This is a genomic window from Herbihabitans rhizosphaerae, assembly GCF_004216555.1.
GTDB classification, from domain to species: Bacteria; Actinomycetota; Actinomycetes; order Mycobacteriales; family Pseudonocardiaceae; genus Herbihabitans; species Herbihabitans rhizosphaerae.
On the sequence record NZ_SGWQ01000001.1, the window covers coordinates 301,448 to 327,298 of the forward strand.

Here is a 25,851-nt window from a genome sequence, read left to right on the forward strand (position 1 = left end):
CTCAACCGTCGAGTACTTCCATCATCGGCCATTCCCATGCACCCGAGGCCGATTGCGGAGACCTCCATGCCCTGGCTGCCGAGCGTTCGCCGGCGCATCAGTGCTCCTTATCTCGGGCAAAGCCCTCGACCTTGTGGACCGACCTCAGCGTGGCGATTCGTGGACACTCCCGTCAGACAGTGATCGCGGTTCCGTCGAATCGGGTGAGGCTGAACGCACAGCTCTCCCGGTAGGTCGACTTCTTCTCGCGCAGCATCCGGATGGCGATCTCCTCGCCGAGCCGGAACGCCTCGGTGTTGTCCGAGCGGTAGTGCACGCCGGGCATCGCCCGGCCGGCGCCGACGTTGGACGCCAGCTTGTTCAGCTCGCCGCCGACGGTGAGGCCGTCCGAGCCGAACCCCTGATACGGAACGAGCGTTTTGCCATCGGGGCTCGGCACCACGGGATCGGGCAGCGGCGCCGCCTCGTTGAACCACGCCTTCAGCACGGTGACGCACGCGCCGGCCACCGTGGAGTGCCCGCTCTGGTACGACGGGCTCATCGGCGACCCCTCGGGGAAACCCTGCGGCAGCAGGCAGGATCCGAACGTGCCGCGCACGCGGTCGAGGACCTCGGAGTCCAGCATCGCCGGGTGCAGGATCCCGTCGTAGCGCCCCCGGTCGTGCGCGAGGTGCACCTCGATGCGCCCGCCGAGCGCCTCCGGCCGCAGCCTGCGGTGCACGAAGAACTGCTGGTACTCGGTGTGCTTGATCGCCCGGTTGGCGACCTCCGCGAGCATGGTGACCAGGTGCGGGGTGCCGAAGGTGGGAAAGCCGACCTGGTTCGGCGAGTGCAGGTACGGGTTGCCGTGATCCTGCAACGCGGCCGGGTAGCCGGGCATGCCGAGCAGGACGAGGCACGCGTACAGGTACGGCTGGTAGAGCACGTCGAAATGTGTGTAGTGCCCCATGTCCCTCGGCGTCTGGATGTACCGCGTATTCACGAAGTCGCGCGGCGTCTGCGCCACCATGCCGCGCTGCACGGCAAGCCATTCGCCGAATTCGGTGGCGTAGTCGACACCGGGCTGAACGGTGTCGGACAATTGTGGAATCCGGTATGTTCCGTACGGAACGGTCTGCAGCAGGAATTGCGAGATGAACGGGCCCGTCCGATCGCCACGCGTGTCGCCCCGGAACAGGGTGCGCGGCGTGACGATGCCGTTCTCGCGCGGCCCACGATAGGCCGCGTATCTGGTGAGGTCGGCCGCCGCCACGGCGGCCAGCGGCGACTCCTCGAACTCGGTGAACGGCACGTCGCGCAGCAGGGCCATCCAGTACAGCTCCGCCATCTCGGCCGCGACCAGCCCGGAGTCCACCCGCGGCGCGGGCGGCACCACCAGCGCCTGTGGGTCCGGCCCGAGTAGGTCCAAGGCCAGCCCGCCCTGCGGCCCGAGTTGCTTGCGCGCGTTGCCGATGCCCTGCGGGATCCGGTCGAAGTCGGCCGGATGTCCGGTGCGCAGCGCGTGCCTCAGCATCCGGTACGCGGCCGGCTCGACCTCGCCCAACTCGTTGTGCGGCAAGCCTTTCGAGTAGACGGCCAGGAACGGGTAGTCGCTCTCCTCGCCGTTGTCCGGGTGCTCGGGCAGGTAGGTCGGATAGCCCAGTTCGGCGGCCTGCGAGCGCACCGCTCTGCCGTGCCGCACCCGCTGCGCGGGGTCCGGCGCCGGCTGCGTCGGGCCGATCCACCTGGCCGGTGCGGCGGGCCACCACCGCGCCACACCGTCGTCGCCGACACCATGTCGCGGCCGATTCCTCGGTGCGTCGCCGTTCGCGTGCTCCCCTAATATCGGAGCGTCGATGACACCCCGTTCAGCCGTAGCGAATTCCATTTCATCCCCCAGATATGTTGAATTGACGACCCATGTGGAATCGTCACACCGGCGAAGCCCCCCGCCTCGCCGAGATCGCACGCGCACCCCACACGATGACGCCGGCGGCGGGAACCGCGAATGCGAACACGCTGACACCCACCCACCCGAATTCGGGATAGATCAGCGAGGAAAGTCCGCTGCCCAGTGCGCCCGCGACGAAATAGAACGTCATGTACGCGGTGTTGATCCGGCTTCTCGCCTCCGGCCGCAGCGCGTAGATGACGCTCTGGTTGCTGATGTGCACCCCCTGGCACCCCATGTCCATCACGGCCACCCCGACGACCAGTGCGGCCAGCGAGTACTCGCCCAGCGCGATCAGCCCGAACGAGAGGGCCGTGGCGATCAGGAAGATCCCGGTACCCCGGTGCACCTTCCTCTTGTCCGCCAGCCGGCCGGCGAATCGGGCGGACAGCGCGCCAACTACGCCGACCAGCGCGAACAACCCGATCGCGCTGGTGCTCCAGCCGTAGTCCGGCCCGCCGAGCAGGAACGTCGAGCCGGTCCAGAACGCGTTGAACGCGGCGAAACACAAGCCGCCGTAGAGCATCCGCAGCCGCAGCTGGGGCTCCTCGCGCACGATCGTGACCACCGATCCGAGCAGCTCCCGGTACCGCATCGTGGCGCGCGGCGCGAGCACCGGCAGCCTCCGGTGCAGCAGCAGCGCGACCACCGCGGTGATCAGCGCGCCGAAGGCGAACACGGCACGCCAGTCGGCCGCGTCGGCGATCAGCCCGGACACCGTCCTGGAGATCAGCACGCCCACCAGCAGGCCGCTCATGACCGTGCTCACCACCCGGCCACGCTGGTCCGGCGGCGCCAGCTCCGCGGCGAACGGCACCAGTACCTGGACCGCGACGGAGGTCACCCCGACGATCGCGGCCGCCACGACGAACACCGCGTACCCCGATGCCACCGCCATCGTGACCATGCCGGCGACGTTGCAGATCAGCATCGGCATCAGCAGGCCGCGCCGCTCCAGCAGGTCGCCGAGCGGCACCAGGGTGGCCAGGCCGATCGCGTAGCCGATCTGGATCAGCGAGACGGCGAGCCCGATGGCCCGGTCCGACACGTGAAACGCCTCCGCGAGCGCGTGCTCCAGCGGCACCGCGTAGTACAGATTCGCCACGACGGTGCCCACCGCGACCGTCAACAAGATCAGTGTTGTGCGCCGCAAGGCAGGTGTGATCTGCGCAGGCGCGATTGCCAGTGCCATTGAGTCCCCCAACCACAACGTTGGGGTTGCACTTTAGCCGGGGCGATTCGGAACGTCAACGATCACGTTGGAGTTAGACTGACCGGGTGGCCTGGGACACCGAACAGACGCGCAGGAGGCTCAAGGAAGCGGCGACCGAGGAGTTCGCCGCCAACGGTCTCAACGGCACGACGGTGGAGCGCATCGCCCGCCGGGCCTCGGTGAACAAGGAGCGGCTCTACCACTACTTCGGCGACAAGGAGCAGCTCTACGCCGCGATCCTCAACGACGAACTGGTCCGGATCGCCGAGGCCGTTCAACTCCCCTCGGCCGAAGACATGGACGTCGGCGAGTTCGCCGGCCGGGTGTTCGACTACCACTCCAGCCACCCGCACCTGGCCCGGCTGCTGCACTGGGAGGGACTGTCCTACGCGGGCAAGATCCCGCTCCAGGAGAAGCGCACGCCGTACTACACGGCCAAGGTGGACGCCATCAAGGCGGCCCAGCGCGCCGGCGGGATCACCGACGAGCTGGACCCCGCCGATCTCGCCTTCATGCTGATCGCGCTCGCGGCGTGGTGGTTCGCCGTGCCGCAGGTCGTGCAGATGCTGACCGGACAGACCGGCGACGATCCGGCCGACCGCGCCAAACAGCGCGCCGCCGTGGTCATCGCGGCCCGCCGGCTCGCCCACGACCCACCCCGGTAAGCCACCGAGAAGCCGCTGTCCCGCGCCAGGGCTCTGCCGACCAACGCCGTGCCACCCGAAGCTTGACAACCGCGCCGGTGCCCGTTCGCGTACTTTAGCCCGCTAAAGTACGTCAGTCACCGAGAAAGCCCAGGTCAGCCGTGATCAACAGGTGACCGAGAACGTGAAGGTGGTGCACGTAGGGCGGCGCGCGGTGATGGGGCCACCTTCACGGGTCGCTCAGCGCGCTTTCAGACGACTCCGTCACGCACGGCCCGTGCGACGGCGAGCGTGCGGTTGGGGCAGTCGAGCTTGGCCAGGATGTTCGCGACCAGGCGTTTCGCGCCGTGCTCGGAGATGCGCAGCCGCCGGGCGATCTGCTTGTTGCTCAGGCCTTCCACGAGCAGCGCCAGCACCTGACGCTCGCGCGGTGTCAGGCGCGGCGCGGCGCTCGCCGCGGTCGCGCGCTGCCGCAGGATCGCCGGCAGCCACCGGGCCAGCCCCGAGGGCAGCGACGACGCGCCGTCCGTACCGCACAGCGCGTTGTGCAGGGCTCGTTCGTCCAGGTCGTCGACCCCGAGATAGCCGACACCGTCGAGCACCCAGCCCGGTTCGACCAGTTCGAGATCACCGTCGGCGACCAGCAGCAGGACTCTCATCCCGGCGCGCACGGCCGCGCGGAGATCGGCGACGGTCGCGCCGTCGACCTCGGCCAATCTGGCGATCAGGACACTCCGGCCGCGCGCCGTGTCGAGCCCGCCGCGCAGGTCACGCCGAGAGGCGACCTCGGTCATCCCCAGCGCGTCGAGCATCTTCTCCAGACCGCCGCGCAACAGGTCGTTGCGCATCGCGACGGTGATCGGAAGAGTGCTCGATCTGATGGCCGCGCGCCTGCCACTGCAAGTCATGGTCTTCCCCCAAAGCCCAGTTCCCCAGAGCCGAGGCCGAGCACGGCGCGCAAGCCGGTGTCCCCCACGCACCTCTGTCGCGTCCGCGTCGGCCTCGGATCTCCAACTCTACCGTTGGATGGCGCGTGAGAATACCCGAAAACGTCGGTAATTCCGTTTCTCGGCGTGCCGTTACAACTCCGGGCCTCGGCTGCGCAGGTCGTCGACCGTGGACATCGCGTCACGCAGTTCGTCCAGCCAGGACTCGGCGTGCTCGCCGACCAGCCGCACCGCCCAGGCCAGCGCCTCGGAACGAGAACGCGCGACACCGGCGTCCACCAGCGTGTCCAGCACCAGCCGCTCGGGCTGACGCAGCCGCGTCATCACCGGTACGGAGATCGTGGTGAACAGCTCCTCGGTCGAGCCGAGTTTCGCGCCCCACGCGACCTTGCGCTGGTAGCGGTGCTCGGCCTGGCGCGCGATCTCGATCCGCTCGTCCCGCGTCTGCTCGCGCCAGCGGCTGATCCGCCCGGACTCGGCGGCCGACCGCGCGGCCTCGTCGTCGAACTCGCCGGACAGTTCCGGCAGCTCGCCGACCAGGATGATCTCCTCCCGGTCGACCATCACGACCGGCGCGCCGGTGAACCACTCGTCCGGCAGCCGGCCCTCGAACCACGCCGCCGCGTCGTCCGCCGACGGCAGATCGGCCTGCTGCCATCCGCCCTTGCCCCGGCCTCGTCCGTGCCCGTGCCATCCTCGTCGCATCGCCATCTCCTCGATTACACGATTACATCGATACCGAAGCTACGCCGATTCTCGGTGACTGGCACGAGTGTTCGCTGGCGGTGGACAGGTCAGCGGCGCAGCGCCTCCGCCAGTTCGCCGGCCGTCCCGACCGGGCGGTCGCACACGTAACCCCGGCACACGTACGCCGCCGGGCCATCGTCCAGCAGCGGCCGGCCGGCCAGCAACGGCACACCGTCCGCGTCCGGCTCCCCGGCGAGCACGACCGCGCCGCCGTGCGCCCCCGCCACCGCCGACGCGCGCAGCTCGGCCGTGCGCGCGTCACCGGCGTCCCCGACCACGGCCACCTGCACCGGGCCGAGCGTCAGCGCCTCGGCGACGCTGAGCCAGTGCCCGGCGAACCGGGGCGCGCGGGAGATCAGCTGCCCCGCCCGCGCGACGGCCAGCTCGGCCGCCTCGCGGTACCGGCTCGCGGCGTCCGGCCCGGCCAGCACCGCGCCCAGCAGCAGCGCGCTCGCCACCGCCGACGCGCCGGACGGGCTGGCGTTGTCCCCCGGATCGGACGGCCGCCACACCAGCGCCTCGGCGTCCGCCGCCGTGTCGTGGAACGCGCCGGGCACCTCCGGGTCGGCGAAGGACTCCAGCGCGGTGTCCAGCAGCCCGAGGGCGGCGGCGAGCCAGCGCGGCGAGCCGGTCGCCTGGTGCAGCACGAGCAGGCCCTCGGCGAGGCACCCGTAGTCCTCGAGCACACTGGCCGCGTCGCCGACGACGCCGTCCTTGGAGGTGCGCCGCAGCCGGCCGTCCACGAGCTGGGTGTCCAGTACCGCCGCCGCGGCGCGCGCGGCCGCGATGGTCCACTGTGGACGGTCGAACGCGACGCCGGCCTCGGCCAGCGCGGCGATCGCCAGCCCGTTCCAGGCCGCCACCACCTTGTCGTCGCGGGCCGGCTGCGGGCGGGCGCGGCGGGCGCCGAACAGCCGCTCGCGCACCCGCGCGTAGCGCGTCTCGTCCTCCGGCGTGGCGAGCAGCCGCAGTGTGGAGGAGCCGTGCTCGAAGGTGCCTTCCTCGGTCACTCCGAACACCTCGGCCGCCCAGGCGCCGTCGTCCGCGCCGAGCACCTCGACCAGCTGCGCCGGCGTCCACGCGTAGGTGAGCCCCTCCACGCCGTCGGTGTCCGCGTCCAGTGACGCCGCGAACCCGCCGTCCACAGTGGACAGATCGCGGAGCAGGAACTCCGCGGTGCCCTCGGCCACCGAGCGCGCCAGCGCCGAACCGTTGAGCCGCCACAGATGTGTGTACACGCGCAGCAGCAATCCGTTGTCGTACAACATCTTCTCGAAGTGCGGCACCACCCAGGAGGCGTCCACCGAGTACCGGGCGAACCCGCCGCCGAGCTGGTCGTAGATTCCGCCGCGGGCCATCGCCTCGGCCGAACCGTCCACCATGGACAGTGCGGAGATCGAGCCGGTGCGCTCGTGGTGGCGCAGCAGGAACTCCAGCACCATCGACGGCGGGAACTTCGGCGCAGCACCGAATCCGCCGTTGCCGCGATCGTACTCGCCGAGCAGCGAGTCCACCACGCCGTCCAGCACCTCGTTGTCCACAGTGGACTCCTGCAGCGGCTTGGTCTGCTCGCGCAGGTGGCCGACGATCGCGGCGGCCGCCTCGTCCAGCTCAGACCGGCGGCTGGTCCACGCGTCGTGCACCGCGTCCATCAACTGGCGGAACGACGGCATGCCGGGGCGCGCCGCGGGCGGATAGTAGGTGCCACAGTGGAAAGGCTCGCCGTCGGCGGTGAGGAAGCAGGTCATCGGCCAGCCGCCGTGGCCGGTCATCGCCTGCGTCGCGGTCATGTAGACGGCGTCGACGTCCGGGCGCTCCTCGCGGTCCACCTTGATGTTCACGAACCGCGCGTTCATCACCTCGGCGGTGGCCGGGTCCTCGAACGACTCGTGCGCCATCACGTGGCACCAGTGGCAGGCCGCGTAGCCGACCGACAGCAGAACGGGCACATCACGTCGCCGCGCCTCGGCGAACGCCTCCTCGCCCCACGGCCACCAGTCCACCGGGTTGTCCGCGTGCTGCAGGAGATACGGGCTCGTCGCGTCAGCCAGGCGGTTGGTCATACCTCCAGCGTCCCAGCCGCTCGACTCTGACGTCGGTCGGGTGCGACTTTGCCGATACGGCAAGGAAAGTTGTCGATCTCGGCGTGCCGGCCGCAACCTGGGCGCACCGAAGACCGAGGAGGGAATCCCGATGACCAACCGCGTTCACCACGTCAGGGCCGGCGAGCTGGACGGCAACACCGCGATCAGCGGCGGCACGGTCGGCTCAAGGAAGCTCTGGATGGGCATGGTCGAGAACCCGCCCGGCAGCGCCACCGACAACCACCACCACGGCGACTCGGAGGCCGGGGTCTTCGTGGTCAGCGGACACCCGGTGTTCGTCTACCACGACGGCACGAAGGAGGTGCGGCTTCCCGGTGGGCCCGGCGACTTCTTCCTCGTCCCGCCGAACGTGCCGCACCGCGAGGAGAACCCGGATCCGAACGAGCCGGTCGTGGTCGTGATCGCGCGGACCACGCAGGAGCCGATCAAGGTCTCCCTGCCCGAGTTGTACCGGCTCGAGGCGAGCTGACGCGGGTCACCGGCTAGCGGCGCCCCCCCCCCCGCTGTTTCCTGGGGTGGCGTCGCGTCGGGGACCTGCGGATGCAGGGGCGCGATGTTCGCGACGGCGGCCAACATGTCAGCCATGCCGGACAGCACGACGCGGGTCTTCGCCAGTTCCTCGCGCAGTTCGTCGTGGCGCTCCCAGTTCCGCTCGTGGGTCGCCGGGTCCGTGCCCTCTGGGCGCTTGCTCTCCCAGGTCATCAGCGCCGGATGCCACCTGCTGAGCAGCGGCCGAAGCGCACCGTCGAGCACCCGCACGGCGACCTCGCCGAACACGACCTGCCCCGGATCGTGCGGTCGTGCCAAAGCTGGGCCGTACTTGCGCAGGATCGTCCTGGTGATCTCGAACATCGAGTAGAAACTGGTCAGCGCCTCCCGAACGAGCCCTTCGTTCGGGCGCAGCTCCACCACGGTGACGCGGGTGACCAGCTCGACGTAGAGTTCCCAGGCCGCCTTGACCTCGGCCTGGTCCGGCTCCCAGGTGCCGCTGATCTCGCCGAGGAACGGCAGCTTCAGCTTGACGGCGATCTGCTGTGGCCGTCCGCGCCTCCTCCCGCGACGCCTGCTCATGCGTGCTCCCCCCGTACCAGTGAGGCGAAATCGCCGATGTCGGCGAGCCGGTTCGCCAGCACGGTGAGGCGCGACTGGACGGCGGCCAGATCCGAGCGCATGCGCACCGCGTCGGGCCACGCGCGTTCGTGGCCCGCCATGTCTTGGCCGGCTCGGACGGCGTGCCACGCGCGCAGCGGACCCGCCCAGGTCAGCGTGAATCCGTCGAGCGTGTCGCCCACCTCGGCGATGATGGACAACACGTCATCCGGCTCGCCGGTCGGCCCTGGCACCAAGTAGTCGCCTGCGATCTCGGCCAGCCGTAGGGAGACCGCGTCGACACTGCGCAGTGCCTCGATCAGGGTTCCGGAGTCGTCGGGCAGCGCGACGACGGTGATCCGCGTCGCCAGCTCGACGTGCAACTGCCACGCGGCCTCCCGCTCGCCGTTGCGAGGGGGCGGGGCGATCTGACCAGTGGTTGCCACGGTGTCAATCGTAGGGATATCAGGTTCCGTCGCGCCTGTTGGCTACGGTGGATGGTTGATCGACTACGAGGGGGTGGTGGCCGTGGCGAGGTGGGACGTCTTTCTGAGCTACCGACGCACGGACGCGGCGCCGGCGGTGGCGCTCGCGCGCGGATTGGAGCGCGCCGGGCTGCGGGTGTTCTGGGACTCCAACGGCATCCGGCCGTTCCAGCCGATCTCCCCCGCCGTGCTCGGCGAGCTGGCGGAGTCCACCGCGATGGTCGTCTACTACTCGGCCGACTACCCGTCGAGCAACGCCTGTCAGGCCGAACTGACCGCCGCTTTCCTTGCGGCGCTTCGACTCGACGGGCCGGCGCGGCGCATCTTCGTGGTCAACCCCGAGGCCGGCGCCGACCACGTGCAGCCGGTCGAACTGCGCGACACCCGGCACGCCCGCGCGCCACGCAGCCCGGACAGCCTCACCGCCCTGTGCGCGAGGATCGCCGCCGAAGTCGCCGAGCTGGACGGCCCGCTCGGCGCGGTCCCGACGGCCAGCGGCGCGGCGACGTTCGTCGGGCGGTTCACCGAGCTGTGGCGGCTGCACGCGCTGCTGCATCCGGAGGTCGCGGCGATGACCGCGCCGGGCTCGGGCGCGCCGGTGGTGTTGCTGCACGGGCTGGCCGGCATCGGCAAGACGGCGCTGGCCGCCGAGTACGCGCGCCGGTTCGCGTCGCTGTTCCCCGGCGGGATCCTGTTGCGGCACAACGACTTCACGGTGCCCGAGGGCTCGGGTGAGCGGCTGGTGATCATCGAGGGCGCGGCGCCACCGGCTGGCGCGCTCGCCGAGTTGGCCGGGCACGCACGGGTCGTGGTGATCAGCCGGGAGCGGACCGACCTCGGGATGGGCTCACGACTCGCATTGGACGGACTGTCCACGGAGGACGGGATGGAACTCCTCGGTGCGAGTTCCACCGACATCGTGGAGGCGGTGGGCGGCCACCCGCTGGCCCTGCGTGAACTCGCCGGTGATGTCGAGACCTCGCATCACACCCTGCTGCGCACTCCGGCCGAGGCGCTGCCGACGACGACCGTACTGCTGCGGGAATCGTTGGCGCGCAACGACTCCCGAGACTGGGACGTGCTGCGCGCACTGGCCGCGGTGGCACCGGCCGCACTGGCCACTGGCGTGTTGAGCGCCGACACCACGGTAACGCGGTTGCATCGGCGATCACTGGTACGCACCGTGGACGCGACCAGAATCGCCGCACATCCGCTGGTCGCGCTGCTGCTCGGTGCGATCGACCCGGATCCGAGCCGCGCGGCGGCCGTCCGGGCGACCACGTTGCGCACGGTCCTCGCCGACCCTCGACCATCTACATCGGACAGACGAGCGGTCGAGGAGCGCAAGACGGCGTGGCGACTCCAGGTCGAGCTTGCCCGACGCCTCGCCACCGCACGACTGTCCGAACAGGACGTTCCGCTCGCCGACACCGTGGCCGCCCTGCACACGCTGTTCCTGCGCGCCCGGGCGCTCATGCGCGACGCCGAACCGCCGGCTGGGGAAGGATCCGTGCCCGAACTGGCGCTACGGATCCACACCCACCTGCGACCGGTGTTGTCCCGCTGGCATCCACTGCTCGACGGACACCACGCGACCCGCCCTCAGCACGTCGATCCACGATCGCACGAACGCGCGTGGGCGCATCACGCCGACCTCCGCGCCAGCCTCCGAGACCTGCGCGAGCCGCTGACCGGCGTGCTCGCCGAGCTGGCGGTGATCACTGGATCACCGCACGGGCTCAGCTGATCACTGGAAGGCGAAGGTGCCGGAGCCGGCCCAGTCCAGCGCGAACGCCGGCAGGACACCGAGTACCAGAGTCGCGATCACGCCCAGGGTGATCGACGCCGTGGTGAACGCGCCCGGCACGGTCACCGACGGTCCGTCGGCCGCCGGCTCACTGAAGTACATCAGCACGATCACCCGCAGGTAGAAGAACGCGGCCACCGCGCTCGCGATCAGCGCGATCACGACCAGCGGCGCCATCCCGTCCTGCAGCGCGGCGGAGAAGATCACGAACTTGCCGACGAACCCGGAGGTCAGCGGAATCCCGGCGAGCGCGAGCAGGATGAAGGTGAACACCGCCGCGGTCACCGGGGAGCGCTTGGCCAGCCCCGCCCACTGCGACAGGTGCGTCGCCTCGCCGTCGGCGTTACGCACCAACGAGATCACGCCGAACGCGGCCAGCGTGGTGAAGCCGTAGGTGAGCAGGTAGAACAGCGTCCCGGACAGGCCCTGGTCGGTCAGCGCGATCGAGCCGATCAGGAGGAATCCGGCGTGCGCGATGGACGAGTAGGCGATCATGCGCTTCACGTCGGTCTGCGTGAGACCGAGCACCGCGCCGATCACCATCGACACGATCGCCACGCCCCACAGCACCCCGCGCCACTCCCACGACGTCGACTCGAAGCCGACCTGGAGCACGCGCAGCATCCCGCCGAACGCGGCCACCTTGGTGCACGCGGCCATGAACGCGGTGATCGGCGTGGGCGCGCCCTGGTAGACGTCCGGCGTCCAGGTGTGGAACGGGCCGACCGACGCCTTGAACAGCAGGCCGACCACGAGCAGCCCGAGCCCGCCGAACAGCAGCGCGTCGGAGCGGTCGGTGCCGGCCGCCGCGTTGGAGATGTCGGCCAGCTTGACCGAGCCGGCGTACCCGTACAGCAGAGCCAGCCCGTACAGGAAGAACGCCGAGGCGAACGCGCCGAGCAGGAAGTACTTGACCGCCGCCTCCTGCGACAGCAACCGCCGCCGCCGGGCCAGCCCGCACATCAGGTACAGCGGCAGCGACAGCACCTCGAGCGCGATGAACATGGTCAGCAGGTCGTTCGCCGAGGTGAAGACCATCATGCCGCCGAGCGCGAACAGCGTCAGCGGGAACACCTCGGTCTGCATACCCGTACCGGCGACCTGTGCGCGGTCCTGGATCGTGCCGGGACGGATCGCCGCCTCGGCCACGAACGCGCCACCCGGCTCCACCGAGCGGTCCGCGATCAGCAGCAGCGCGCCGAGCGTCAGCACCAGCAGCGTGCCCCAGAGGAACAGCGCCGGCCGGTCCACGGCGAGCGTGCCGGCCAGTGTGATCACGCCGTTCTTCGGTGTGGACTCGTCACCGAGGTACACCGCCATGGCGATGCCCGCACCGGCGAGCGTCGCCAGCGACAGCACGACCTGGACGGGCCAGCGCTGGTGCTTGGGCAGGAACGCCTCGACGAGCACGCCGACGCAGGCCGCGCCCAGCACGATCAGCACCGGCATGATCGCGCCGTAGTCGATGGCCGGAGCGCTGAGCTTGTCAGCGGGCGGTACGGGCTGAGCGGTGAGAACCGTTGCGAGCATTGATGCTCCAGTCACCTCAGTTGCCTCCCAACGGGATGACGGAGTGCAGGGTGGCCTCCACCGACGGCCCGATCACGTCCAGGATCGGAGCCGGGTAGAAGCCGAGCACGATGATCAGCACCACCAGCGGGGTGAGCACCGCGATCTCACGCGCGTCCAGGTCCTTGATCCCTTGGCGGGTGGCGGTTTCCGGTGCCGCCACCGCACCGGGACCCTTGAGCGCGCCGAGCAGCGCGTCGCCGCGCACCGGCCCGTGCATGATCCGCTGGTAGGCCCAGAGCACGTACAGCGCGGCCAGGATCATGCCGATCGTGGCGAGGATCGCGAACACCGGCCGACTCGGGTAGGCGCCGATCAGCACCAGGAACTCCGATACGAAGGAATTGGTGCCTGGCAACGACAAACCAGCCAAACCGGCGACGAGGAACAGCCCGCCGAGCAGTGGCGTCAGCTTCGCCATACCGCCGTAGTCGGAGATCAGCGTGGAGCCGCCGCGCGCGATCACCATGCCCACGACCAGGAACAGCATGCCGGTGGAGAGGCCGTGGTTGAACATGTAGAGCACCGCGCCGGACACCGACTGCGAGCTGAACGCGAAGATCCCGACCGCGATGAAGCCGAAGTGCGCGATCGAGGTGTAGGCGACGAACCGCTTCATGTCGTTCTGCCCGGTGGCCAGCAGCGCGCCGTAGAGCAGACCGGCCACACCGAGCACCAGCACGAGTGGCGCCAAGTCTTTGCTGGCCGCCGGGAACATCGGCAGGCAGTAGCGCAGGAACCCGTAGGTGCCGATCTTGTCCAGGATGCCGACCAGCAGCACGCCGACGCCGACCGGCGCCTCCGCGGCCGCGTCCGGCAGCCAGGTGTGCAGCGGCACCAGCGGCGCCTTGATCGCGAACGCCACGAAAAAGCCGAGGAACAGCCACGTCTGCGTGGCCTGCGACTCCTGCGAGATGACCGTGGTCAGCGTGGCCCAGTCCAGCGTGCCGCTGCCGAGCTTGTCGCCGGAGACCACGTACAGCCCGATCACCGAGCCGAGCATGATCAGCCCGCCGAGCAGCGAGTACAGGAAGAACTTGACCGCCGCGTACTGCCGGCGCGGGCCGCCGAAGCGTCCGATCAGGAAGTACATCGGGACCAGCACGGCCTCGAAGAACACGTAGAACAGGAACACGTCGGTCGCGGCGAACACGCCGATCATGCCGGCCTGCATGACCAGCAGCAGCGCGTAGAACCCGCCGACCGAGCGGCCCTCGGGCAGCTTGTCCGCCCACGAGCTGCCGATCACGATCGGCATCAGCAGCCCGATCAGCGCGATCATGACCAGCGAGATGCCGTCAACGCCGAGCGCCAGGTGCACGCCGAAGTTCGGGATCCAGTCCATCGACGAGGACAGCTGGATACGCGAGCCGGCCGGGTCGTAGGCGATCCAGGTCGGGATCACCAGCACGAACTCGAGCAGCGCGATGCCGAGTGCGGCGAGCTTGGCCGTCTTGGCGTCGCGCAGGAACGCCACCGCGATGCCGCCGAGCAGCGGCACCAACAGCAGCAGCCACAGCAGGAACGACGCCGACGGCGACGTGGTCACCGCGGGAACGACCGGGGCTGTGTTCATGCGAACCTCACCGCCAACAGGGCCGCGATCAACAGGATCGAGCCGCCGAGCATGGACAGCGCGTAGGACCGCACGAATCCGGTCTGCGCCCGTCGCAGTCGTCCAGAGCTACCGCCGAGCAACGCGGCCGTGCCGTTCACCAGTCCGTCCACCCACTTGTTGTCGATGTAGACCAGCGCTCGGGTGAGCCAGGTGCCGGGCCGCGCGATCAGCAGCTCGTTGAAGTGGTTGCCGTACAGGTCGGCCCGCGCGGCACGCACCGGGAACGGCACCGGCTCCGGCTTCGACAGCGGCACCCGTTTGCGGCCGACGAAGAGCCACGCCAGCAGCACGCCGAGGAGCGACAGCCCGACGGTCAGCCAGGGCACCACGGCGTGCGGGATCACGTGGTGGTGCGACTCTTCCAGCACGCCGACCGTGGGTGCGAGCCACTCGGTGAACGTGTCGCCGATCGCGAAGAACGCGCCGGCGCCGACCGAGCCGACCGCCAGGACGATCATCGGGATCGTCATCACCGACGGCGACTCGTGCGGGTGGAACTCGCGCCCGTCCGAGGACTTGATGTCCTTCCAGCGCTTCTCGCCGAAGAACGTCATCAGCACCAGGCGGGTCATGTAGAACGCGGTGAGAGCGGCGCCGAGCAGCGCCGCGCCGCCGAACACCCAGGCGCGCCAGGTCTCGTCCTGGCCGAGCGCCGCCTCGATGATCGCGTCCTTGGAGAAGAAGCCGGAGAACGGCGGAACACCAATCAGCGCAAGGTATCCGAGGCCGAACGTGACAAACGTGACCGGCATGATCCGCGCCAGCCCGCCGTACTTGCGCATGTCGACCTCGTCGTTCATGGCGTGCATGACCGACCCGGCGCCGAGGAACAGCCCCGCCTTGAAGAACCCGTGCGTGAGCAGGTGCATGATGCCCAGCGCGTAGCCGAACGGCCCGAGGCCGACCGCGAGGATCATGTAGCCGATCTGGCTGACCGTCGAGTACGCGAGCACCTTCTTGATGTCGTCGTACGCGCAGCCGATGACGCACCCGATCACCAATGTCACCGCACCGATGATCACCACGACCAGGCGGCCGTCCGGGCTCGCCGTGTAGATCGGGTTCGAGCGGGCGATCAGGTACACGCCCGCGGTCACCATGGTCGCGGCGTGGATCAGGGCGGAGACCGGGGTCGGGCCCTCCATCGCGTCGGGCAACCACGCCTGCAGCGGGAACTGGCCGGACTTGCCGCACGCGCCCAGGAGCAGCAGCAGGGTCAGGGCGACCAGCTCGCCGGAGGAGAAGGCGCCGTTCGCCACGCCGTCGAACACCGCCGTGTACTGGGTGCTGCCGACGACCTTGAACATGATGAAGATCGCGATGGCCAGGCCGACGTCGCCGACCCGGTTCATCAGGAACGCCTTCTTCGCCGCGGTGGCCGCGGACGGGCGATCGGTGTACCACCCGATCAGCAGGTACGACGCCAGACCGACGCCCTCCCAGCCGAGGTACAGGGTCACGAACCCGTTGCCCAGCACCAGAATCAGCATCGCGGCGACGAACAGGTTGAAGTACCCGAAGAACCGCCTGCGGTCGTTCTCGCCCGGCTCGTGGGCCATGTAGCCGATCGAGTAGACGTGGATCAGGAAACCCACGCCGGTGATCAGCAGCAGGAACGTGATCGACAGCGGGTCGATCCGCAGGCCGAAGTCGACCTGGAGCTGATCGACCGGGATCCAGGAGAACAGGCTCACCTCGGAGGTGCGCGCCGCCTCCTCCTGGCCGGTCGTGGAGAAGAACAGGATCAGGCCGTACACGAACGACGCGGCGATGGTCGCGCAGCCGAGCAGGTGGCCCCACGCGTTGGTGCGCTTGCCGCCGACCAGCAGGATCAGCGCGCCGAGCAGCGGGAACGCGACCACCAGCCACGCCGCGCCGGCCACCCCGCTCGCCTCCTGCACTTGTGAAGCGAGAGCTGTTGTGTGCACCAGTTCTCCCTCAGTACTTCAGCAGGTTGGAGTCGTCGACGCTTGCCGACCGGCGGGTACGGAAGATCGACATGATGATCGCCAGCCCGACCACGACCTCGGCCGCGGCGACCACCATCACGAAGAACGCCATCACCTGGCCGTCGAGCTTCCCGTTGATCCGGGAGAACGTGACCAGGGTCAGGTTCACCGCGTTCAGCATCAGCTCGATGCACATGAACACGACGATCGCGTTGCGGCGCACCAGGACGCCGACCGCGCCGATGGAGAACAGCAGCGCGGACAGCAGCAGGTAGTACGTCGGGGTCACCGCGTCTCCTCCGTGTCCTCAGTGTTCTTGGTGTCCGTTGTGGACGTGTCCTTTGTGGACGGTGTGAGTGCGTGTGCGTCCGGCCCAGGTTCGGTACCCGCGACCGACTTGATCTCGTCGGAGAACGTCTCGCTCGCGGTGGAGTCGATCAGCCGGGACAGCGACTCCGGCGCGACCGAGCCGTCCGGCAGCAGCGCCGGGGTGGCCACCGAGTTGGCCGTGGCGAACACACCGGGACCGGGCAGCGGCGACGGGCGCTCGTACTCGCCGCGGAACCGCGCCTCGACGAGTTCCTTCTGCGTGCGCTTCATGCCCTTCTCGTGCCGGTTCAGGTAGCCGAGCACCATCGCGCCCATCGCGGCGGTGATCAGCAGCGCGGAGGTCAGCTCGAACGGGAACAGGTACTCGGTGAAGATCGACTTGCCGAGGTTGTTCACGTTGGCGCCGCCGGCGTTCTGCTGCTGCAGGTTCTCCACCGGCACGTCGGTCAGCGAGCGGGACACCGCGCCGACGATCAGGCCGGCGATGCCGATGCCGAGCACGGTCGCCCAGAGTCGTTGCCCTCGAAGGACTTCGACCACCGAGTCCGACGAGTCCCGGCCGACCAGCATCAGCACGAACAGGAACAGCATCATCACCGCGCCGGTGTAGACGATGATCTGCACGAAGCCGAGGAACGGCGCCTGCTGCACCATGTACATCACGCCGAGGCTGAGCATCGTCAGCACCAGCCACAGCGCGGAGTGCACGGCGTTGCGCGCGAAGATCATTCCCAGCGCACCGGCGAGCGCGACCGGGCCGAGCACCCAGAACGCGATCGCCTCTCCGGTGGAGACCTCGGCGGCGGCAGCGGCGAGCACTGCACTCATCGGCGAACCCCCCACTCGGTTTGATGGTCTTCAAGAGCCACAAACGGGGGGGTTTGCTGGTCTTGAAGACCTACAAACCTGGTGACAGTGGTCATTTGACCTCCTCCCCCACGGGATCCGGCACACCAGGGCGCTTGGCCAGCTCGGGGCCGTCCACGTAGTAGTCCTGCTCGCTCTCGCCGAGCCGCATCGGGTGCGGCGGCTGCTCCATGCCGGGCAGCAGCGGGGCGAGCAGGTCCTCCTTGGTGTAGATCAGGTCCTGCCGGTTGTCGTCGGCGATCTCGTACTCGTTGGTCATGGTCAACGAGCGGGTCGGGCAGGCCTCGATGCACAGGCCGCAGCCGATGCACCGCAGGTAGTTGATCTGATAGTCCATGCCGTAGCGCTCACCGGGCGAGTAGCGCTCGTCCTCGGTGTTGTCGCCGCCCTCGACGAAGATCGCGTCGGCCGGGCAGGCCCAGGCGCACAGCTCGCACCCGACGCACTTCTCCAGGCCGTCCGGGTGCCGGTTGAGCTGGTGCCGGCCGTGGTACCTGGCCGCGGCGGGCGCACCGATCTCCGGGTACTCCTCGGTCACCACCTTCTTGAACATCGTCGAGAAGGTGACGCCGAATCCCTTGAGGGGATCGAACATTCCCATTACTCGGACTCCTTATCTGGAGTGTCCGAAGTGGACTGTCCAGCGGGGACGGCGGCCGGCTTTCTGGCCACCTTCGCCTCACTGAGCGAGCGCCGTTTCGGCGGCTTGGGCACCTCGAGATCCAGCGGCGGCACCGGATGCCCGCCGCCGGTGACCGGCACCAGGTACTCGTCCTCGGCGCGGGCGCGCTTGTCCGGGATCAGCATCGCGACCGCGATCAGCACCAGCAGCGCCACACCGCCGAAGACCAGGATCTGCGAGGTGGAGATGTTCGGCTCGTTGCGGAACGCGCGGATGCCGGCGATCACCACGATCCAGACCAGGCTGACCGGCACCAGGACCTTCCACCCGAGCCGCATGAACTGGTCGTAGCGCATCCTGGGCAGGGTGCCGCGCAGCCAGACGAACACGAACAGCAGCAGCATCGTCTTGCCCATGAACCACAGCACCGGCCACCAGCCGGTGTTGAGGTAGTTGTCGCCGATCAGCGAGATCGGCCAGGGCGCCATGTACCCGCCGAGGAACAGCGTCGTCGCGAACATCGAGACGATCACCATGTTCGTGTACTCCGCGAGGAAGAACATGGCGAACTTCATCGAGCTGTACTCGGTGTGGAACCCGCCGACCAGCTCCGACTCCGCCTCCGGCAGGTCGAACGGCGCGCGGTTGGTCTCGCCGACCATGGAGATCAGGTAGATCACGAAGCTCGGGATCAGCAGGTAGAAGTACCAGCCGTCCCGTTGCGCGTCGACGATGTCGCCGGTGGACAGCGAGTGCGAGTAGAGGATCACGCCGACGATCGACAGGCCCATCGCGATCTCGTAGGAGATCACCTGCGCCGCCGAGCGCAGGCCGCCGAGCAGCGGGTACGCCGAGCCGGACGCCCAGCCGGCGAGCACGATGCCGTACACGCCCAGCGACGAGCAGGCCAGGATCACCAGCGCGCCGACCGGCAGGTCGACCAGCTGCAGCACGGTCTGCTCACCGAAGATCGACACCTGCGGGCCGAACGGGATCACCGAGAACGCCAGGAACGACGGGATCACCGAGACGATCGGAGCCAGGAAGTACACCTTCCGGTCCGCCGTCGTCGGGATGATCTGCTCCTTGAACGGGAGCTTGATCGCGTCGGCGATGCTCTGCAGCAGACCCCACGGGCCGACCCGGTTCGGGCCCGGCCGGTGCTGCATCCACGCGACGACCTTGCGCTCGAAGATGACCATGAACATGGTCATCAGCGGCCCGATCAGCAGCAGCACGACCGCCTTGATCAGGATCAGCCAGAGCGGGTCGTCCGCGAGCAGTTCCGCGCGGGTCATGACGCCTCCCCACGGGCGAGGGTGACGATATCGCCGTGGCCGGCGCCGAGGGTGGCGCGCACGGTCGAGTCACCGGAGTCGGCCGGCAGCCAGACCACGCCGTCGGGCAGGTCGGCGTGCACGACCGGCAGCGTGATCGAACCGCGGGCGGTGGACACGGTCGCCGTGCCGTTCAGGCCCAGCGCCCGCGCCGTGGACTCGGAAACCCGTGCCACGACAGGGCGTGCGGTGCCGGCAAGGGCAGGCTCGTCGTCCTGCATGGAGCCGTTGTCCAGCAACTGCCGCCAGGTGGCCAGCAGCGCCGACGGCCCGCCGAGCGAGCTGGGCACCTGTGCCGCCGGCACCTCCAGCATGCTCGGCCGCGAGCCGTTCGCGCTGGAATCATTCACGCTGGGCAGCCTGGCGAAGTCGCCGGCCGCGGATGCCGGGGTCTGGGTGAACAGGTCGACGTCCATCTCCACGGCCAGCGTGTCCAGCACCCGGCCGTCCGGCAGCGCGCCGGTGCCCTCCAGCGTGGTACCGAACTCGCGGCGGCGGCCCTCCCAGTTGAGGTAGCTGCCGGCCTTCTCCACCGACGGCGCGATCGGCAGGACCACGTGCGCGTAGTCGTGCACGGCGGACCGGCGCAGTTCGAGGGAGACGATGAAACCGTTGCCGGACAAGGTTTCCAGCGCCTCGCGGGCCAGTGCCGGGTCGGGCAGGTCGTTCGGGTCGACGCCGCCGACCACCAGGCCGGACAGCTTGCCGTTGGACGCGGCGGCGAGGATCGCGGAGGTGTCGCGGCCGGGCTCGGCGGGCAGCGTTCCCTCGTCCACGCCCCACGCGCGCTCGATCTCCGCGCGGGCGGCCGCGTCGGTGACCGGGTGGCCGCCGGGCAGCAGCGTCGGCAGCGCGCCGGCCTCCAGCGCACCGCGCTCGCCGGCGCGGCGCGGGATCCAGGCGAGCTTGGCGCCGGTCTCCGCGGACAGCTTGGTCAGCGCGGAGAACAGGCCCGGCACCTGTGCTGCCCGCTCGCCGAAGACGATCACCGCGCCGTTCTTGCGCAGTGCCTCGACGACGTCCGGCGCGTGTGTGGCCAGGCCCTCGATCGCGGCCGCCTCGCCGCCCGGCTGGCAGGCCAGCAGCGACGCGGAGGTCTTGGTCACGCTGGTGGTCGTCCACTGTCCGATGTGGAACACCGCGGTGTTGTTCTTGCGGGCGGCCTTGCGCAGCCGCAGGAACACGATCGGCGCTTCCTCCTCCGGCTCGAAGGCCACGGTGAGTACGGCGGGCGCGTTCTCGATCGCGGTGAAGGTGACGCCGTTCTCCGGTGTCGTGCCGACCACCGAGGACGCCAGGAAGGACAGCTCCTCGTCCGAGTGCGCCCGCGCGCGGAAGTCGATGTCGTTGGTGCGCAAGGCGATCCGCGCGAACTTGGCGTAGGCGTAGGCGTCCTCGACGGTCAGCCGGCCGCCGGTGAGCACGCCGGCGCCCTTCGCGTCGCGCGCCGTGGCCAGCCCGTCGGCCGCCATCCGCAGCGCCTCGGTCCAGGACGACTCGACCAGCTCACCGGTGGCCTTGTCGCGCACCAGCGGGCGGGTGATCCGGTCGGCCGCGGTGGCGTACCGGAACGCGAACCGGCCCTTGTCGCAGATCCACTCCTCGTTGACCTCGGGGTCGTTGCCGGCGAGCTTGCGCTGCACCTTGCCGCGCCGCCAGTCGGTGCGCTCCGCGCAGCCGGAGGAGCAGTGCTCGCACACGCTCGGCGTGGACACCAGGTCGAACGGACGGGAGCGAAAGCGGTACTGGGCGCTGGTGAGCGCGCCGACCGGGCAGATCTGGATCGTGTTGCCGGAGAAGTAGCTGGCGAACTCCTTGCCCTCACTGGTCTTGTTGAGCGCTGTGATCTCGGAGGTCGCCTCCGTGCCCACCTGCTGGTCGGCGCCGCGCTCCAGCAGCTCGATGAACGGGTCGCCGGCGATCTGCGCGGAGAACCGGGTGCAGCGCTGGCACAGCACGCACCGCTCGCGGTCCAGCAGCACCTGCGTGGACACGTTGATCGGTTTGGGGAAGGTGCGCTTGACGTCCACGAACCGGGAGTCCGCGCGGCCGTGCGCGAGCGCCTGGTTCTGCAGCGGGCACTCGCCGCCCTTGTCGCAGATCGGGCAGTCCAGCGGGTGGTTGATCAGCAGCAGCTCCATCACGCCCTGCTGCGCCTTGTCGGCGACCTTCGACGTCCGCTGGGTGCGCACGACCATGCCGTCGGCGACCGTCATCGTGCAGGACGCCTGCGGCTTCGGCATCGGCCGGCCGCCCATCTCCACCTCGACCAGGCACTGGCGGCACGCGCCCGCCGGGTCCAGCAGCGGGTGGTCGCAGAAGCGCGGGATCACGATGCCCAGCCGCTCGGCCGTGCGGATGATCAGCTCGCCCTTCGGCGCGACGACCTCGACGTCGTCGATCACCAGCGTGACGTGCCCCTCGGGCACCTCCAGCTTCTTCGGCTCCTGTACCGCTGTCATGCCTGCGCTCCTGCCAACGCTGGGGCGGCCTTCTGCTTGTCGCACAAGGCGAGGAACTCGTCCCTGAAGTACTGGATGCCAGAGGTGATCGGGCTGACCGCACCGTCGCCGAGCGCGCAGAACGAGCGGCCGAGCACGTTGTCGCACACGTCCAGCAGCGTGTCGATGTCGGCCTCGGTGCCGTTGCCGGCGACCATGCGCTCCAGGATCTGGGTCAGCCAGTAGGTGCCCTCGCGGCACGGGGTGCACTTGCCGCAGGACTCGTGCTTGTAGAACTGCGTCCACTTCATCACGGCCCAGGGCACGGACACCGTCTCGTTGAAGACCTGTACGGCGGTGGTGCCGAGCATCGAGCCGGCCTCGGCCGCGCCCTCGAAGTCCAGCGGCACGTCCAGGTGCTCGGCGGTGAACATCGGCGTGGACGACCCGCCGGGAGTCCAGAACTTCAGCGGGATGCCGTCCTTCATGCCGCCGGCCAGCTCCAGCAGGTCGCGCAGGGTGGTGCCCAGCGGCGCCTCGTACTGGCCGGGCTTCTCCACGTGTCCGGAGATCGAGTAGATCTTCGGGCCGGGCGACTTCTCCGTGCCCATCTCGCGGAACCAGTCCGAGCCGCCGTTCACGATGAACGGCACGGACGCGATCGTCTCCACGTTGTTCACCGTGGTCGGCGCGGCGTAAAGCCCTGCGGCGGCGGGGAAAGGCGGCTTCAGGCGCGGCTGGCCGCGGCGGCCCTCCAGCGAGTCGAGCAGTGCCGTCTCCTCGCCGCAGATGTACGCGCCCGCACCCGGGTGCACCACGATGTCGAGATCGAATCCGGAGTCCAGGATGTTCTTGCCGAGGTAGCCGGCCTGGTAGGCCTCGCGGACCGCGGCGTTGAGGCGGCGGATGCAGTGCAGCGCCTCGCCGCGCACGTAGATGAAGCAGTGGTGCGCCCGCATGGCGTAGGACGCGATGACGCAGCCCTCGATCAGCGAGTGCGGGTCGGCCATCATCAGCGGGATGTCCTTGCACGTGCCCGGCTCGCCCTCGTCGGCGTTGATCACCAGGTAGTGCGGCTTGTCCTCGTTGGGCGGCATGAACGACCACTTCACGCCGGCCGGGAAGCCGGCGCCGCCGCGTCCGCGCAGCCCGGAGTCCTTGACCAACTGCACAAGCTGTTCCGGGGATGCCTTGAGCGCCTTGGGAAGCGCGGTGTATCCCTCGAGCTTGGTGTAGGTGTCCAACGTCCAGGACCTCGGCGACAGCCAGGTCTTGGTGAGCACCGGGGTGACCGGCGCCGGCTTACGCGGTTCGGTCATTTCTTCTGCACCTCCGGCATCGCGACCTTCGCCGGCATGGCGGGTGCGGTCCACCCGTTGTCGGCGGCCATCCTCGCGCCGCGCACGGTCTCCTCGGCGGCCGTCGGAGCGTCCACAGTGGACCGGTAGGTCTCCTCGTCCTCGGGGAAGAACCCGGCCAGCTCCAGCTCGGCGGTCTTGAAGTCACGCAGCGGGGCGCCGCGTGTCGGGGCCGGCTTGTCGCCGGCACGCAGCGCGTCCACCAGCTCGACGGCCTTGTCCTCGGTGAGGTTGTCGTAGTACTCGTAGTTCACCTGCAGCACCGGACCGAGGTCGCAGGCCGCGAGGCACTCCGCGTGCTCCAGCGTCACCGAGCCGGATTCCCCAGGCGTGCCAACGGTTTCCTCGTGCCCGAGCGGCTTGCCGTCAGGGGTATCGCTGCCCAGGTGCTCCTTGAGCCGCGTGTAGATCGCGTCCCCGCCGAGTGCCGCGCACAGCGTGTTGGTGCACACGCTGACCAGGTGCTCGCCGCACGGCTTGCGCTTGTACATCGTGTAGAACGTGGCCACCGCGCTCACCTCGGCGGTGGACAGGTCCAGCTTCTGCGCGCAGAACGCGATGCCCGCCTGCGACACGAAGCCCTGCACCGACTGGACCAGGTGCAGCATCGGCAGCAGCGCGGAACGGGCCTGCGGGTAGCGGGCGATGATCGCCTCGGCCCGCTCGTGCGTCTGGGTGTCGAACACGTCGGTCACCGGTCGCAACCTCCCATGACGGGATCGAGTGAGGCCACCGCGGCGATCACGTCGGCGACCATGCCGCCCTCGGACATCGCCGGCATCCCTTGCAGGTTCACGAAACTGGGCTCGCGCACGTGCACGCGCATCGGGCGGGTGCCACCGTCGGACACCAGGTGGTAGCCGAGCTCGCCGCGCGGCGACTCCACCGGCACGTACACCTGGCCCGGCGGCACGTGGAAGCCCTCGGTCACCAGCTTGAAGTGGTGGATCAGCGACTCCATCGACTGGCCCATGATCTTGCGGACGTGCTCCAGCGAGTTGCCCATGCCGTCCGATCCGATGGACAGCTTCGCCGGCCAGGCGATCTTCTGGTCCTCGATCATCACCGGGCCCGGCTCCAGCTTGTCCAGCGTCTGCTCGATGATCCGCAGCGACTGGTGCATCTCCTCCACCCGCAGCAGGTAGCGCGCGTACGCGTCGGCCGCGGTCGAGGTCGGAACCTCGAAGTCGTACTCCTCGTAGCCGCAGTACGGCTCCTGCTTGCGCAGGTCCCAGCCGAGACCGGCCGAGCGCAGCACCGGGCCGGTGATGCCGAGTGCCAGGCACGCGTCCACCGGCAGGTAGCCGACGCCGATCAGCCGGTTCTTCCAGATCGGCTGGCCGGTGAGCAGCTTGTCGTAGTCGGGCAGCCGGGAGCGCATCACCTTGAGGAAGTCGCGCACCTTCTGGTCGTAGTCCTCCGGCAGGTCCTGCGCCACACCGCCGGGGCGGATGAACGCGTGGTTCATGCGCAGCCCGGTCAGGTCCTCCAGCAGGTGCAGCACCTCCTCGCGCTCGCGGAAGCCCGCGGTCATCGCGGTGAGCGCGCCCAACTCCATGCCGCCGGTGGCCAGCGCCACCAGGTGCGAGCTGATCCGGTTCAGCTCCATCAGCATCACGCGGATGATCGTGGCGCGGCGCGGAATCTGGTCGGTGACGCCCAGCAGCTTCTCGGTGGCCAGGCAGTAGGCGGCCTCGTTGTGCAGCGGCGCCAGGTAGTCCATCCGCGTCACGAACGTGACGCCCTGGGTCCAGGTGCGGTACTCGCAGTTCTTCTCGATGCCGGTGTGCAGGTAGCCGATCACCGAGCGGGCCTGCGTGACCGTCTCGCCCTCCAGCTCCAGCACGAGCCGGAGCACGCCGTGCGTGGACGGGTGCTGCGGGCCGAGGTTGATCACGATCCGCTCGTCGGAGATCGCGTCCTCGAGCACGTCGTCCCAGTCGCCACCGGTGACCGTGTAGACGCGGCCCTCGGTGGTCTTCCGTTCTTCCGCGGCGTACGGGTCCGCTTCCGTAGTCACGAGTACGACCTCCTCTGATCAGGCGGAGGAATCTCGGCGCCCTTGTACTCGACGGGGATGCCGCCGAGCGGGTAGTCCTTGCGCTGCGGGTGGCCGTCCCAGTCGTCCGGCATCAGGATCCGGGTGAGCGCGGGGTGGCCGTCGTAGACGATGCCGAACATGTCGTAGGCCTCGCGCTCCTGCCAGTCGGCGGTCGGGTAGACCTCGACCAGCGACGGCACGTGCGGGTCCTCGATGTCCAGCGCCACCTCGAGCCGGATGCGCCGCCGGTAGGTCATCGAGGTGAAGTGGTAGACCGAGTGCAGCCGCTGCGGCACGTCCTCGCCGTAGTCCACACCGGACACCGAGCTGCACAGCTCGAAGCGCAGGCCGGCGTCGTCGCGCAGCATGCGGGCCAGGCCCACCAGGTGCTCGCGCTTGACGTAGAAGGTGATCTCGTCGCGGTCGATGGTGACCTGCTGGATCGCGTCGGCCGGGATCTCCCGCTCGACCATCGCGTCGCGCATCTCGTCGGCGAACTCGTCGAACCAGCCGCCGTACGGGCGCTCGGCCGGGGCCGGCACGTGCGCGGGGAGCTTGAGGCCGCCGAAGCCGGAGGTGTCCCCGGTGCCGGAGACGCCGAACATGCCGCTGCGCGCCTTGCCCGCGGTGATACGGGGATCGGGCTGTGCTGGTCGGGCGTCCTCGGTGCGCGGCTCGACGCCGGTCTCGGCCCGCTCGGCGGACGAGTTCTCGCCGCCGGTCTGTGGCTTGCTTTCGTTGTCTGCCAAGGG

The 25,851-nt window shown here is 69.4% G+C and carries 21 protein-coding genes; 3 read left to right on the forward strand and 18 right to left on the reverse strand.

The genetic code is table 11. The annotated features are described in order from the left end of the window. Nucleotides 1-172: 172 nt before the first annotated feature. The gene (locus EV193_RS01605; RefSeq protein ID WP_242613083.1) at nt 173-1,867 is read right to left on the reverse strand and encodes a vanadium-dependent haloperoxidase; all 1,695 of its coding nucleotides are present in this window, start codon (nt 1,865-1,867) and stop codon (nt 173-175) included. Between the two features lie 43 nt (nt 1,868-1,910). Next, on the reverse strand, nt 1,911-3,059 hold the full coding sequence (locus EV193_RS01610; protein ID WP_130342129.1) for an MFS transporter: 1,149 nt from the start codon (nt 3,057-3,059) through the stop codon (nt 1,911-1,913). Nucleotides 3,060-3,208: 149 nt separating this feature from the next. Between EV193_RS01610 and EV193_RS01615 the strand changes: the two genes are divergently transcribed. After that, the gene (locus EV193_RS01615) at nt 3,209-3,808 is read left to right on the forward strand and encodes a TetR/AcrR family transcriptional regulator (protein WP_130342130.1); all 600 of its coding nucleotides are present in this window, start codon (nt 3,209-3,211) and stop codon (nt 3,806-3,808) included. A gap of 230 nt (nt 3,809-4,038) precedes the next feature. Here the strand turns inward: EV193_RS01615 and EV193_RS01620 are convergent, their stop codons facing one another. The 3 genes from EV193_RS01620 to EV193_RS01630 form a co-directional block, all read right to left on the reverse strand. Next, nucleotides 4,039-4,635 carry a response regulator transcription factor gene (locus EV193_RS01620; RefSeq protein ID WP_207222454.1) on the reverse strand — a complete coding sequence of 199 codons (597 nt, stop codon included), beginning with the start codon at nt 4,633-4,635 and terminating at the stop codon, nt 4,039-4,041. Nucleotides 4,636-4,866: 231 nt separating this feature from the next. Continuing rightward, nucleotides 4,867-5,439, reverse strand: a complete 573-nt coding sequence (locus tag EV193_RS01625; protein ID WP_130342132.1) for a hypothetical protein — start codon at nt 5,437-5,439, stop codon at nt 4,867-4,869. A gap of 89 nt (nt 5,440-5,528) precedes the next feature. Continuing rightward, complete coding sequence (locus EV193_RS01630) at nt 5,529-7,544, reverse strand: thioredoxin domain-containing protein (RefSeq protein WP_130342133.1); 2,016 nt, start codon at nt 7,542-7,544, stop codon at nt 5,529-5,531. 226 nt (nt 7,545-7,770) lie between these two features. Between EV193_RS01630 and EV193_RS01635 the strand changes: the two genes are divergently transcribed. Then, on the forward strand, nt 7,771-8,055 hold the full coding sequence (locus EV193_RS01635) for a cupin domain-containing protein (RefSeq protein ID WP_341273138.1): 285 nt from the start codon (nt 7,771-7,773) through the stop codon (nt 8,053-8,055). 598 nt (nt 8,056-8,653) lie between these two features. Here the strand turns inward: EV193_RS01635 and EV193_RS01645 are convergent. Beyond that, entirely contained in the window at nt 8,654-9,121 is a 468-nt protein-coding gene (locus tag EV193_RS01645) for a hypothetical protein (RefSeq protein WP_130342135.1), read from the reverse strand. A gap of 55 nt (nt 9,122-9,176) precedes the next feature. Here EV193_RS01645 and EV193_RS01650 point away from each other — a divergent pair, with 55 nt between their 5' ends. Beyond that, on the forward strand, nt 9,177-10,907 hold the full coding sequence (locus EV193_RS01650; protein ID WP_165401172.1) for a toll/interleukin-1 receptor domain-containing protein: 1,731 nt from the start codon (nt 9,177-9,179) through the stop codon (nt 10,905-10,907). Here EV193_RS01650 and nuoN read toward each other — a convergent pair whose 3' ends face one another. From nuoN to EV193_RS01710, 12 genes are all read right to left on the reverse strand, one after another. Further along, a complete protein-coding gene (nuoN, locus tag EV193_RS01655) occupies nt 10,908-12,497 on the reverse strand; it encodes an NADH-quinone oxidoreductase subunit NuoN (protein WP_130342137.1) in 1,590 nt (529 codons plus the stop codon). A gap of 16 nt (nt 12,498-12,513) precedes the next feature. Further along, on the reverse strand, nt 12,514-14,112 hold the full coding sequence (locus EV193_RS01660; protein WP_423202118.1) for an NADH-quinone oxidoreductase subunit M: 1,599 nt from the start codon (nt 14,110-14,112) through the stop codon (nt 12,514-12,516). Next, the gene (gene nuoL, locus EV193_RS01665) at nt 14,109-16,037 is read right to left on the reverse strand and encodes an NADH-quinone oxidoreductase subunit L (protein WP_130342848.1); all 1,929 of its coding nucleotides are present in this window, start codon (nt 16,035-16,037) and stop codon (nt 14,109-14,111) included. The genes EV193_RS01660 and nuoL overlap by 4 nt, the downstream gene beginning before the upstream one ends. A gap of 55 nt (nt 16,038-16,092) precedes the next feature. Further along, on the reverse strand, nt 16,093-16,392 hold the full coding sequence (nuoK, locus tag EV193_RS01670) for an NADH-quinone oxidoreductase subunit NuoK (protein ID WP_130342138.1): 300 nt from the start codon (nt 16,390-16,392) through the stop codon (nt 16,093-16,095). Then, the gene (locus EV193_RS01675; protein WP_130342139.1) at nt 16,389-17,261 is read right to left on the reverse strand and encodes an NADH-quinone oxidoreductase subunit J; all 873 of its coding nucleotides are present in this window, start codon (nt 17,259-17,261) and stop codon (nt 16,389-16,391) included. Before EV193_RS01675 ends, nuoK begins: the two co-directional genes overlap by 4 nt. Before the next feature lie 91 nt (nt 17,262-17,352). Beyond that, nucleotides 17,353-17,901 (reverse strand): NADH-quinone oxidoreductase subunit NuoI, encoded by a 549-nt coding sequence (nuoI, locus tag EV193_RS01680; RefSeq protein ID WP_130342140.1) that lies wholly within the window; start codon nt 17,899-17,901, stop codon nt 17,353-17,355. Beyond that, nucleotides 17,901-19,220: an NADH-quinone oxidoreductase subunit NuoH gene (gene nuoH, locus EV193_RS01685; protein ID WP_130342141.1), complete on the reverse strand. Its 1,320-nt coding sequence runs from the start codon at nt 19,218-19,220 to the stop codon at nt 17,901-17,903. The genes nuoI and nuoH overlap by 1 nt, the downstream gene beginning before the upstream one ends. Beyond that, the gene (locus EV193_RS01690) at nt 19,217-21,721 is read right to left on the reverse strand and encodes an NADH-quinone oxidoreductase subunit G (RefSeq protein WP_130342142.1); all 2,505 of its coding nucleotides are present in this window, start codon (nt 21,719-21,721) and stop codon (nt 19,217-19,219) included. Before EV193_RS01690 ends, nuoH begins: the two co-directional genes overlap by 4 nt. Then, complete coding sequence (gene nuoF, locus EV193_RS01695; RefSeq protein WP_130342143.1) at nt 21,718-23,019, reverse strand: NADH-quinone oxidoreductase subunit NuoF; 1,302 nt, start codon at nt 23,017-23,019, stop codon at nt 21,718-21,720. The genes EV193_RS01690 and nuoF overlap by 4 nt, the downstream gene beginning before the upstream one ends. After that, a complete protein-coding gene (gene nuoE / locus EV193_RS01700) occupies nt 23,016-23,762 on the reverse strand; it encodes an NADH-quinone oxidoreductase subunit NuoE (RefSeq protein WP_130342144.1) in 747 nt (248 codons plus the stop codon). The genes nuoF and nuoE overlap by 4 nt, the downstream gene beginning before the upstream one ends. Then, nucleotides 23,750-25,078, reverse strand: a complete 1,329-nt coding sequence (locus EV193_RS01705; protein WP_130342145.1) for an NADH-quinone oxidoreductase subunit D — start codon at nt 25,076-25,078, stop codon at nt 23,750-23,752. The genes nuoE and EV193_RS01705 overlap by 13 nt, the downstream gene beginning before the upstream one ends. Beyond that, a complete protein-coding gene (locus EV193_RS01710; protein WP_130342146.1) occupies nt 25,075-25,848 on the reverse strand; it encodes an NADH-quinone oxidoreductase subunit C in 774 nt (257 codons plus the stop codon). Before EV193_RS01710 ends, EV193_RS01705 begins: the two co-directional genes overlap by 4 nt. Between the last annotated feature and the right edge of the window lie 3 nt (nt 25,849-25,851).